The organism is Kitasatospora sp. NPDC005856, from assembly GCF_040629945.1.
In the GTDB taxonomy this organism is placed as follows: domain Bacteria; phylum Actinomycetota; class Actinomycetes; order Streptomycetales; family Streptomycetaceae; genus Kitasatospora.
Genome location: NZ_JBEXWT010000103.1, coordinates 18,496 through 30,162 on the forward strand (window position 1 = coordinate 18,496; position 11,667 = coordinate 30,162).

At 71.7% G+C, this 11,667-nt stretch carries 9 protein-coding genes; 4 read left to right on the forward strand and 5 right to left on the reverse strand.

Annotated elements, in window-relative coordinates:
• Window positions 1-238: 238 nt before the first annotated feature.
• The 3 genes from ndk to ABZ449_RS36330 all read right to left on the reverse strand — a co-directional run bounded on the left by ndk (window position 239) and on the right by ABZ449_RS36330 (window position 2,484).
• Window positions 239-652, reverse strand: a complete 414-nt coding sequence (gene ndk / locus ABZ449_RS36320; protein WP_360354719.1) for a nucleoside-diphosphate kinase — start codon at window positions 650-652, stop codon at window positions 239-241.
• A gap of 121 nt (window positions 653-773) precedes the next feature.
• Complete coding sequence (locus tag ABZ449_RS36325; RefSeq protein WP_360354720.1) at window positions 774-1,124, reverse strand: DUF4233 domain-containing protein; 351 nt, start codon at window positions 1,122-1,124, stop codon at window positions 774-776.
• Window position 1,125: 1 nt separating this feature from the next.
• A complete protein-coding gene (locus tag ABZ449_RS36330) occupies window positions 1,126-2,484 on the reverse strand; it encodes a folylpolyglutamate synthase/dihydrofolate synthase family protein (RefSeq protein ID WP_360354737.1) in 1,359 nt (452 codons plus the stop codon).
• A 217-nt stretch (window positions 2,485-2,701) separates the two neighbouring features.
• On the opposite strand from ABZ449_RS36330, the gene ABZ449_RS36335 reads away from it, so the two are divergent.
• The 3 genes from ABZ449_RS36335 to ABZ449_RS36345 all read left to right on the forward strand — a co-directional run bounded on the left by ABZ449_RS36335 (window position 2,702) and on the right by ABZ449_RS36345 (window position 7,052).
• Window positions 2,702-4,135 carry a glycosyltransferase family 2 protein gene (locus ABZ449_RS36335; protein ID WP_360354723.1) on the forward strand — a complete coding sequence of 478 codons (1,434 nt, stop codon included), beginning with the start codon at window positions 2,702-2,704 and terminating at the stop codon, window positions 4,133-4,135.
• A gap of 47 nt (window positions 4,136-4,182) precedes the next feature.
• On the forward strand, window positions 4,183-5,337 hold the full coding sequence (gene wecB, locus ABZ449_RS36340) for a UDP-N-acetylglucosamine 2-epimerase (non-hydrolyzing) (RefSeq protein ID WP_360354725.1): 1,155 nt from the start codon (window positions 4,183-4,185) through the stop codon (window positions 5,335-5,337).
• Between the two features lie 164 nt (window positions 5,338-5,501).
• Window positions 5,502-7,052: a glycosyl hydrolase family 18 protein gene (locus ABZ449_RS36345; RefSeq protein WP_360354728.1), complete on the forward strand. Its 1,551-nt coding sequence runs from the start codon at window positions 5,502-5,504 to the stop codon at window positions 7,050-7,052.
• 29 nt (window positions 7,053-7,081) lie between these two features.
• On the opposite strand, the gene ABZ449_RS36350 is transcribed toward ABZ449_RS36345, so the two are convergent.
• Window positions 7,082-7,606, reverse strand: a complete 525-nt coding sequence (locus tag ABZ449_RS36350; RefSeq protein ID WP_360354730.1) for a hypothetical protein — start codon at window positions 7,604-7,606, stop codon at window positions 7,082-7,084.
• A 310-nt stretch (window positions 7,607-7,916) separates the two neighbouring features.
• On the reverse strand, window positions 7,917-10,556 hold the full coding sequence (locus tag ABZ449_RS36355; RefSeq protein WP_360354733.1) for a valine--tRNA ligase: 2,640 nt from the start codon (window positions 10,554-10,556) through the stop codon (window positions 7,917-7,919).
• A 185-nt stretch (window positions 10,557-10,741) separates the two neighbouring features.
• Between ABZ449_RS36355 and ABZ449_RS36360 the strand changes: the two genes are divergently transcribed.
• Complete coding sequence (locus ABZ449_RS36360; protein ID WP_360354735.1) at window positions 10,742-11,518, forward strand: hypothetical protein; 777 nt, start codon at window positions 10,742-10,744, stop codon at window positions 11,516-11,518.
• The last annotated feature ends 149 nt before the right edge of the window (window positions 11,519-11,667 follow it).

Sequence of the window (11,667 nt, forward strand, 5' to 3'; positions counted from 1 at the left end):
AGCTGCCTTACCGGGCCCTTGAGTCGCGTCCATCGTAGTCACGCCTCGCGGTACGGACGTCGACGTGGGGCATGCCGTCCATTGTCCGGGGCGTGATCGCATCTCCGAGGATTGGGACGCCGTGTCGGCGCCCCCAGTTCCCTATTTCACGATAAGAATGCCCCGGCCGGGCCAATGGTCCCGACCGGGGCGGTACTAACGTCCCACCGGGCGTGTCGCCCGGGCGCTGCTCGCCGGATCAGGCGTGCACGGGGAAGAAGATCTTGATCTCGCGCTCGGCGGACTCCGGGGAGTCGGAGGCGTGGATCAGGTTCTCGCGGGTGATCGTCGCGTAGTCGCCGCGGATGGTGCCGGCCCCGGCCTCCAGCGGGTTGGTGGCGCCGGCCAGCATGCGGATGCCCTTGACGACCTCCTCGCCCTCGACGATCAGCGCGATCGACGGGCCCGAGGTCATGAACTCCAGCAGCGGCTCGTAGAACGGGCGGCCGACGTGCTCCGCGTAGTGCTGCTCCAGCGTCGCCCGGTCGAAGGTGCGCAGCTCGATGGCGGCGAAGCGCCAGCCGGCCTTGCGCTCGATGCGGCTGATGATCTCGCCGGCCAGGCCGCGGCGGACGGCGTCGGGCTTGAGCAGGACGAGAGTGCGCTGGGACACGGTGCGTCTCCTGGGGATTCGGTTCGGCAGACAGGTTCGGCAGTCAGTCGGGACGACTCGCGGCGCCGACAGGGCAGAGGTTACCTTGCGTAAACGGCGTGTCGGTCCGCCGGTCCGGGCCTCAGGCCTGTACCGCGGCAGCCTCGGCGGCGGCCCGGGCGGCCTTGAACTCGTCCACCTTGCGGCCGTAGTGCACCGAGCACCACCACAGGCCGGCGAAGACCACGCCGAGGCCGAACATGGTCGGCAGGATGAAGCCGCTGGCGATCAGTCCGATCTGCAGCGCCCAGCCGATCTGCACCGCGCCGGGGCGGTTGATCATGCCGCAGAGCAGGACGCACAGCGCCATCGCGATGCCGCTGACCGTCCAGATCTCCGCGCCGGAGACGTCGGAGAGCCGCGTCGCGACCAGCGCCGCGAACATGATCAACAACGCCTCGCCGATCAGCGTCGAGGAGCAGAGCGTCCTCATGTCACTTCCTCCCGAGCAGCAGGCGGGCCTCGCCCACCGTGATGACCGAACCGGTGACCAGCACCCCGGCGCCGCTGAGGTCGCCCTCCTCCTCGGCGAGGGTGACGGCGGCGGCGATGGCGTCGTCGAGGCGGGGCTCGACCTGGACGCGGTCCTCACCGAAGACCTCGACGGCCAGGGCGGCGAGCGCGTCGACGTCCATCGCGCGGTGGGTGGAGTTCTGGGTGATGACGACCTCGGCCAGGACCGGCTCGAAGGCCTCCAGCACGCCGGCCACGTCCTTGTCCCCGGAGGTGCCGATCACGCCGACGAGCCGGGTGAAGCCGAAGGACTCGGTGAGCGCGGCCACGGTGGCGCGGGCGCCGTGCGGGTTGTGGGCGGCGTCCAGGACGATCGTGGGGCTGCGGCGGACGACCTCCAGGCGGCCCGGCGAGGAGACGCCGGAGAAGGCCTGGCGGATCTTCTCCACGTCCAGCTGCCCGCCGCGCACGCCGCCGACGCCGAAGAAGGCCTCGACCGCGGCCAGGGCCAGGGCCGCGTTGTGCGCCTGGTACTCGCCGTGCAGCGGGATGAAGACGTCCTCGTACTCCTCGCCGCCGAGTCCGCGCAGCGTCACCAGCTGGCCGCCGACGGCGAGTTCACGGCGGATCACGCCGAACTCCATGCCCTCGCGGGCGACCGTGGCGTCCACCTCGACGGCGTGGCGCAGGATGGTCTGGGCGGCGTCCAGCTGCTGCTGGGCGACGACGGCGACGGCGCCGGACTTGATGATCCCGGACTTCTCGACCGCGATCTCGCCGGTGGTCTCGCCGAGCTTGTCGGTGTGGTCCAGCCCGATCGGGGTGATCACCGCGACGGCGGCGTCGATGACGTTGGTGGCGTCCCAGGAGCCGCCCATGCCGACCTCGACCACGGCGACGTCCACCGGGGCGTCGGCGAAGGCCGCGTAGGCCATGCCGGTCAGCACCTCGAAGAAGGACATCGGCACCGGCTGCGCCGCGTCGACCATCCGCACGTAGGGCTCGATGTCGCGGTAGACCTCGACGAAGCGCTCGGGGGTGATCGGGGCGCCGTCCAGGCTGATCCGCTCGGTGACGGACTCCACGTGCGGGCTGGTGTAGCGGCCGGTGCGCAGCTCGAAGGTGTTGAGCAGCTGCTCGATCATCCGGGCGGTGGAGGTCTTGCCGTTGGTGCCGGTGATGTGGATGGAGGGGAAGGACCGCTGGGGCTGGCCCAGGATGTCCATCAGCGCCTCGATCCGGTCGAGCGAGGGCTCCAGCTTGTTCTCCGGCCAGCGCGTGGAGAGCTCCACCTCGACGTCGCGCAGGGCGTCGCCGGTGCCGCCGTCGGCGGGGCGGATGGTGTACGGGTTCGGGTCGGCCTTGTCGCTCACGACCACAGTCTACGGAGCGCTGGCCGGTCCTCCTCACGGGGTGAGAACGACCACTTTGCCGGTTCTCTCCCATGATCAGCTAGTTTTCTCCCTTTACTATCGATTTAGCGATTTGAACCGCAATGAAGCATCGATTCGCAGCCGACAGGAGATATCTGCCTTTGATCATGAGGAGCTCTGCGCCATGCCCGACGCCCTGCACGAGTGGATCGTGCTTCGCCAGGACGCCGTCGTCCAGGTCGCCGGACTGATCTCCCTGGCCCTGGTCGGCTACATGCTGCTCGTCTTCGGGCGCTTCCTCGTGTACTGGGCGGGCTCCCGGCACGCCTTCCGGCACAGCCGCCCCGCCGAGCCCGGCGACCCGGCCGCCTTCCGGTGGCACCTGGTGATCCCCTGCCGCGACGAGGAGGCCGTGGTCACCCAGACCCTGGACGGCCTGCGGGCCGCCGCGCCCGAGGCCCACCTGTGGGTGATCGACGACGACAGCGAGGACGCCACCCGCGAGCTGGTGCTCGCCGCCGCGGCCCGCGACCCGCGGATCCACCTCGTCCAGCGCCGGCGCCCGCACGCCCGGATCGGCAAGGGCGCCGCCCTCAACGCCGCCTACCGGGAGATCTCCGCCTGGCTGCCCGAGGACACCGACCGCTCCCGGGTGGTGATCGGCGTGGTCGACGCCGACGGGCGGCTCGACCCGGGCACCCTCGCCCGGGTCTGCAGCGCCAAGGCGCTCGGCCGGCCCGACACCGGCGCCGTCCAGATCGGCGTCCGGATGCGCAACGCCGACGACGAGCTCCCGCTGCCCGGCCGCGGCCGGGCGGCCAACGCCCTGGCCCGCGCACTGGTGCGGATGCAGGACGTCGAGTTCCAGGCCACCAACACCGGCATGCAGCTGCTGCGCCGCCGCACCGGAAGCGTCGGCCTCGGCGGCAACGGCCAGTTCGTCCGGCTCACCGCCCTCGACTCGCTGACCGTCGAGGAGGGCCGGGCCGGCCGCCCCTGGCCGGAACGCGCCCTGCTGGAGGACTACGAGTCCGGCCTCGACCTGCGACTGGCCGGCTGGCGGCTCACCCACGTCACCGAGGCCCAGGTCTCCCAGGAGGGCCTGGTCTCGCTGCGCCGCTTCCTCACCCAGCGCACCCGCTGGGCCCAGGGCAACATGCAGTGCCTGCGCTACACCGGCCGGGTGCTGCGCTCGCCGCACTACACCCCGTCCGGCAAGGCCGAGGTGCTGTACACCTTCCTCCAGCCGGTGGTCTGCGTCCTGCTGGTGCTGCTCTTCCCGCTCTCGCTCGGGATCACCGGCGCCGGGCTGGTGCTCTTCCCGGAGGAGACCGCCGAGTTCCAGCTCAGGTTCGGCCCGTGGATGCTGCTCGCCTTCGCGCTCGCCACGCTGCCGATGGTGTTCTGGGGCTTCGCCTACCGCAGGACCGTCCACCCCGACCGCGGCCGGCTCACCGGACTGCTCTGGGGCGTCCTGGTCTGGCTCTACGCCTACCACCTGTTCGTGGTCGCCACCCGGGCCGCGGTCCGGATGCTGCTCGGCCGCAACGGCTGGGCCAAGACCCGCCGCAACGCCGAGAAGGTCGCCATCGGCGCCCCCACCGCGCTCGAGTCCTGAGCCCCCGCCCCCGCGCTTCCCCTCCCCCACGTCCCACCGGAGTCCGCATGAGCACGTGCCTGCCCCCGTCCGGCGTCGCCGTCGTCCTCGGCACCCGCCCCGAGCTGGTCAAGCTCGCCCCGCTGATCCACGAGCTCGGCGACGCCACCCGGCTGGTGCACACCGGCCAGCACTGGGACGAGGCGATGTCCGGCCGCTTCCTGCGCGACCTCGACCTGCCCGAGCCCGAGCTGCTCACCGGGGTCGGCGGCCGCCCCCGGGCCGGTCAGATCGCCCAGTCGCTGGGCCAGCTGGACGCCGCCTTCGCCGAGGACCGCCCCGCGGCCGTGGTCGTCCAGGGCGACACCAACGCCACCCTGGCCGGGGCGCTGGCCGCCAACGCCCGCGGGATCCCGCTGGTCCACGTCGAGGCCGGGCTGCGCAGCTTCGACCGGGCGATGCCCGAGGAGCACAACCGGGTGATGGTCGACCACGTCTCCGACCTGCTCTGCGCCGCCACCGGGGAGAACGTCGCCAACCTGCGCGCCGAGTCGCTGGCCGAGGAGCGGATCGAGCTCACCGGCAACACCGTCGTCGAGGTGGTCCGCCGTCAGCTGCCGGACGAGGCCGCCCGCGCCGCGCTGCTCGTCGCGCACGGGCTGCGCCCGGACGGGTACGTGCTGGCCACCGTGCACCGCCCGGAGAACACCGATACCGCGGAGGCGCTCGGCGCGGTGCTCGCCGAGCTGGACCGGATCGCCCGGGCCGGCACCCCGGTGCTGTTCCCGATGCACCCGCGCACCCGGGCCGCCGTCGAGCGCTTCGGCCTGGACGGCCTGCTGGAGCGGCTGGCCGTCACCGGGCCGGTCGGCTACCGCGACTTCCTGGGCCTCGCGAACCACGCGGCCCTGCTGGTCTCCGACTCCGGCGGCGTGCAGGAGGAGTGCACCGTGCTCGGCCGCCCGCTGCTGGTGGTGCGCCGCTCCACCGAGCGCCCGGAGGCGGTGGCGGCCGGCTTCGCCGCGCTGGTGCGGCCCGGCGAGGAGCTGGGCACCCTGGCCCGGGCCTGGCTCTCCGACACCCCCGAGCGGCTGGCCCGGCTGGCGGCCACCCCGAGCCCGTACGGCGACGGCCTGGCCTCGGCCCGGATCGCCGCGCTGACGGCGGCGATCGCCGAGCCCGAAGGGGCCGAGGCAGTCGGGACCGCACTGCTGGCCGCCTAGGTCCTCTTGACAGCAGAATTGGTCTACTCCACCTTGTGAGGCAAGTCTCCGTTCCCGACCGGGACTTGAGTTGTCGGTAGCTCCCGCACGCGCACCATCGACACCCCGGACGGCGTTCCTCCCCCACGAGGCGCCGCCGGGCCTCCCCCACTGGAGATGGAGTCATGCCACCTGCCCGACACCGGCGTCCGCGCGCCGTCCGTTCGCTGCTCGCCGGAGCGAGCGCCCTGGCCATCGGCCTGGGCGGACTCGCCCTGGCCGGCGGCACCGGCGCCCACGCCGCCGACACCGACCTGATCGTCAACGGCGGCTTCGAGACCGGGAACCCGTCCGGCTGGACCTGTTCGAGCGGCACGGTCCAGAGCACCACCCTGCACTCCGGCGCCTACGCCCTGCAGTCCACCCCGAGCGGGAGCGACACCGGCGAGTGCACCCAGACCGTCGCGGTGAAGCCCTCCTCCGCGTACACCCTGAGCTCCTGGGTCCAGGGCTCGTACGTCTACCTGGGCGCCCGCGGCACCGGCGGCACCGATCCGAGCACCTGGACCCCCGGCGGCACCGGCTGGACCCAGCTGAGCACGGGCTTCACCACCGGCCCGAACACCACCAGCGTCACCGTCTACCTGCACGGCTGGTACGGGCAGCCGGCCTTCGCCGCCGACGACGTCTCACTGCTCGGGCCGGGCGGACCGCAGCCGTCTCCGAGCCCGACCGCCACCGCCACCGCCACCGCCACCGCCTCACCGAGCCCGACGGCCACCGCCACGGACACCGGCGGCCCCACCCCCACCGGGACGTCGACCCCGACCAGGCCCCCGGGCCTGCCCAAGCACATCCTCACCGGCTACTGGCAGAACTTCGACAACGGCGCCACCGTCCAGCGGATCAGCGACGTCCCGGCCGCCTACGACATCATCGCGGTCTCCTTCGCGGACGCCACCGCCACCCGCGGCGGCCTGGGCTTCACCCTCGACCCGGCCCTCTCCTCCCGCCTCGGCGGCTACACCGACGCCCAGTTCAAGGCCGACATCGCGGCCAAGCGGGCGGCCGGAAAGCGGGTGGTGCTCTCCGTCGGCGGGCAGAACGGCACGGTCTGGGTGGGCGATTCCGCCTCCGCCGCGAACTTCACCAACACCGCCTGGGCACTGATGCAGGGTTACGGCTTCGACGGGATCGACATCGACCTGGAGAACGGCATCAGTTCCACCTCCATGGGCCAGGCGCTGCACGCCCTCGCGGCGCGGGCGGGGAGCGGATTCATCCTCACCATGGCGCCGCAGACGATCGACATGCAGTCGACCGGCATGGAGTACTTCAAACTGGCGCTGAACGTGAAGGACATCCTCACCATCGTCAACATGCAGTACTACAACTCCGGCGCGATGAACGGCTGCGACGGCAACGTCTACTCGCAGGGCACCGAGAACTTCCTCACCGCGCTGGCCTGCATCCAGCTCAAGGGCGGGCTGCGGCCCGACCAGGTGGGGCTCGGGGTGCCGGCCTCCACCAGCGCCGCCGGCGGCGGGTACCTCGCCGCCGGTACGGTCGACAACGCGCTGGACTGCCTGGCCTCCGGAACCAACTGCGGCAGCTACAAGCCGGACACCAGGTGGCCGGGCATCGGCGGCGCGATGACCTGGTCGACCAACTGGGACGCCAAGGCGGGCAATCCGGTCGCGAACACCATCGGTTCGCACCTGCACGCCATGCCGTAGCCCGCGGTTCGTCGTCGCCCGGGCCGGGGTCAGACTCCGGCCCGGGCCTCCGGCACATGCGCGGCGCCGCCGTGCCGACGCCGCAACTCGGCCGTGATCTCGGCCAGTTCGCCGTCGGGCAGCAACGGCAGCATCATCGCGACGCCCTGCAGCAGGCCGCCGAGCAGGAAGGTGGTGTCGGGGGTCGCGGCCACCAGGCCACGCACCTCGGCCACCTCTCCGGCCGCCACCGCCTCGATCAGCTGGGCGGCGTTCGCGGTCTCCTCGTCCACCCCGACCGCTCCGGTGTCCTCCGGGGCCCGCCGGGCCATCGCCCGCAGCACCCGGTCGCCGACCTCGGGGGCGTACGCCTTGCGGACGGCCTCGGCGGCGATCCAGGTGAGCAGGGTGGTCACCTCCCGCTCGGCGTGCTCGGCGAACAGCAGGTCCAGCTCGTGGTCGAACGCGATCTGATTGCCGTGCCGGAACGCGAGCAGCAGGGTCGCCGCCCTGGCCTTGGCCTCCTCCACCGCCTCCACAGGCAGTTCGTCGGCCAACTCCTCGGTCACCACCACGCCATGCCCTCCCGTCGGTCGCTCAGCAGGAACGCTCAGCGGAAACGCCCATTCGGAAACTCCGTGCACACGGTACACAGCGGACCTGCAAACTTCCGCGAACCCGCGCGGGCAAGACCGGAATCAATTCGCTCGGAATAGGACCTCACCCGGTCGCAGGATGATAATTCGCCGGAAGGGAGCAATGTTCCTGGGCTATTTGGTGTAAGGAAAGCACCCGCGAAGCCGTTCCCGGAGCCGGAAACCGAAAACGCCGAGGGGCCGCCCCCCGCGCGTCGCGGAGTGCGGCCCCTCGGGGAGCCTGCCGGAATCAGCCCTGCGGCAGCGCCGCGAGCTGGGCGGTGATCCGGGCGATGTCGACCTCGGCGGCCTCCTGACGGCCCCGGATCTTGGCGACCACCTCGTCCGGCGCCTTGGCGAGGAACGCCTCGTTGCCGAGCTTGGCGGTGGTCTGGGCCTTCTCCTTCTCGGCGGCCGCGAGGTCCTTGGCCAGACGCTTGCGCTCGGCCGCGACGTCGATCGTGCCGGAGAGGTCCAGCGCGACGGTGGCACCGGCGACCGGCAGCGAGGCGGTGGCCGCGAAGCCCTCCTCGGGGGCGGTCAGCCGCAGCAGCGAGCGGATCGCGTCCTCGTGGACGGCCAGCACGGTGCCGGCCAGCTCCAGCTGGGCCGGGACGCGCTGCGCGGGCTGGAGGCCCTGGTCCGAACGGAACCGGCGGACCTCGGTGACCACCTGCTGGAGCGTGGCGATCTCCGACTCGGCCGCCGCGTCGCGGTAGCCGCTGTCCTTCGGCCACTCGGTCACGACCAGCGACTCGGCGCCGGTGAGCGCCGTCCACAGCGCCTCGGTGACGAACGGGACGACCGGGTGCAGCAGCCGCAGGGTGACGTCCAGGACCTCGCCGAGCACCCGGCGCGAGGCGTCGGCCTGCGCGCCGCCCTTGGCCAGGGTGGTCTTGGAGAGCTCGACGTACCAGTCGAAGACCTCGTCCCAGGCGAAGTGGTACAGCGCGTCCGAGACCTTGGCGAACTCGTAGTCGTCGTACAGCGCGTCCACCTCGGCCACGGTGGCGTTCAGTCGCGACAGGATCCAGCGGTCGACCGCGGTCAGCTCCTCCGGCGCGGGCAGCGGGCCCTCGACGGTGGCGCCGTTCATCAGCGCGAAGCGGGTCGCGTTCCAGATCTTGTTGCAGAAGTTGCGCGAGCCCTTGACCCAGTCCTCGCCGATCGGGACGTCGGCGCCCGGGTTGGCGCCGCGGGCCAGGGTGAAGCGGACGGCATCGGCGCCGTAGGCGTCCATCCAGTCCAGCGGGTCCACGGCGGTGCCCGAGGACTTCGACATCTTCTTGCCGAACTCGTCGCGCACCAGACCGGTCAGGGCGACGGTCTTGAACGGCGCCTCGCCGTCCATCGCGTACAGGCCGAACATCATCATCCGGGCGACCCAGAAGAAGATGATGTCGTGGCCCGTCACCAGGACGTCGGTCGGGTAGAACTTCTCCAGGTCCGCGGTGCGCTCCGGCCAGCCGAGCGTGGAGAACGGCCACAGGCCGGAGGAGAACCAGGTGTCCAGGACGTCCGGGTCCTGGACCCAGCCCTCGCCGGTCGGCGGCTGCTCGTCCGGACCGACGCAGACGACCTCGCCCTCGGGGCCGTACCAGACCGGAATCCGGTGACCCCACCAGAGCTGGCGCGAGATGCACCAGTCGTACATGTTGTCGACCCAGTCGAAGTAGCGGCGCTCCAGCTCCTTCGGGTGGATCTCCACCTTGCCGTCGCGGACGGCGTCGCCGGCGGCCTTGGCCAGCGGCTCGACCTTGACCCACCACTGGAGCGACAGCCGCGGCTCGACCACGGTGTGGCAGCGCGAGCAGTGGCCCACGGCGTGCATGTACGGGCGCTTCTCGGCGACGATCCGGCCCTGCTCGCGCAGCGCGCCGACGACGGCCGAGCGGGCCTCCAGCCGGTCCATGCCGAGGAAGGGGCCGTGCACGGTGATCGCACCGCGATCGTCCATGACCGTCAGGTTGGGCAGGCCGTGGCGCTGGCCGATGGCGAAGTCGTTCGGGTCGTGCGCGGGCGTCACCTTGACGGCGCCGGTGCCGAACTCCGGGTCGACGTGCTCGTCGGCGACGACCGGGATCTCACGGTCGGTCAGCGGCAGCTTGATGGTCCGGCCGACCAGGTGCCGGTAGCGCTCGTCCTCGGGGTGGACGGCCACCGCGGTGTCGCCCAGCATCGTCTCGGCCCGGGTGGTCGCGACGACGATCGAGTCCTCGCCCTCGCCGTAGCGGATCGAGACCAGCTCGCCCGGCGTCTCCTCGTGCTCCACCTCGATGTCGGACAGCGCGGTGAGGCAGCGCGGGCACCAGTTGATGATGCGCTCGGCGCGGTAGATCAGACCGTCGTCGAAGAGCCGCTTGAAGATGGTCTGGACGGCCTGGGACAGACCCTCGTCCATGGTGAAGCGCTCGCGCGACCAGTCCACGCCGTCGCCGAGGCGGCGCATCTGGCCGAGGATGCGGCCACCGTAGCTCTTCTTCCACTCCCAGACCTTCTCGACGAAGGCCTCGCGGCCCAGGTCGTGCCGGGACAGACCGTCCTCGGCGAGCTGCTGCTCGACCTTGTTCTGGGTGGCGATGCCGGCGTGGTCCATGCCGGGCAGCCAGAGCGTCTCGAAGCCCTGCATGCGCTTGCGGCGGGTCAGCGCGTCCATCAGCGTGTGCTGGAAGGCGTGGCCCAGGTGCAGGACGCCGGTGACGTTCGGCGGGGGGATGACGATCGTGTACGCGGGCTTGTCGCTCTTCGCGTCCGCGGTGAAGTACCCACGCTCCACCCAGCGCTCGTACAGCTCGCCCTCTACGTCCGCGGGGGTGTAGGTCGTCGGGAGGGTTGCTGCTTCGTCCCCGGCAGAGGTGCTCACGGGGCGCTGGTTCGTCGTGTCGGTCACGACGCACAGTTTACGTAACCGGGGGGAGGGTCACGAACCGCTTTCGGTTCGCGGACCTGCCACCTACGGGCGGCCTCCGGGCGATCACCGTGCGGTAGCGTGCCCGGGCGCTCGTCCGGCGGACCGGACGGGCGCGGAACGACTTCACACCACCGGGCCATCCGCGACGCCATGAAGGTTTCCAAGTGACCGACCAGACCCCCTACGGCGCACCGGCGCCGTCCCCCAACCCGCCCCACGGCGCCCCCGTACCGCCGCAGGCGCCGTACGGCCAGCCCGGTTACGCCGCGCCCGGACAGCCCGGCTACCCCGCGCCCGACCAGGCCGGCTACCCCGGCTACGGCGCGTACGCGCCGGTGCCGCCGCCCCGCAAGTCCCGCAAGACGCTGTGGATCGTGCTCGGCACCATCGGCGCCGTGCTGCTCCTGGGCGGCGGCACCCTGGGCTACTTCGCCTGGAACGTGGCCAGCAACGCGGGCACCGAGAAGGTCGTCCTGCCGGCCACCTTCAAGGACCTCACCCTCAGCAGCGACAACGCCGTCACCGCCGCCATGGAGAAGGCGATGACCGAGAACCTCGGCAAGGGCGACGGCAACTGGAAGCCCGTCGGCGTGGCCGGCCTGTACGAGAACGCCCAGTCGGAGCCGCAGCTCATAGCGGTCGGGGCCTACGGCAAGGTCCTGATGCCGAAGCAGGAGCTGGACCAGGCCTTCAAGGGCGCGGCCGGTGCGGGCACCAAGGTCGACAACCGGCGCACCGTGGACGCCGGGCCCAAGGGCGGCACCATGGAGTGCGGCGTGATGGTCGAGGCCGACGGCAACATCGGCATGTGCGCCTGGGCCGACAGCAGCAGCCTCGTCATCGTGATGCGGATGCCGGACGAGAACGGCGGCCAGCCCGACCTGGACAAGCTCGCCGGCGAGACCCGCGACCTGCGCGCGGTGGCCGAGGTGGCGAAGTAGGCCCACACGGCCCACACGGCCCACGCGAAGGGGCCCCGCACCGGATCCGTGGATCTTGGGTTCTAACGGTCCTCGCAACACCCGCGATCTGTGGGAGTTGCGAGGACCGTGGGCGTTGAGCGTGCTGATCTTGTGGGATTGAGGGATCG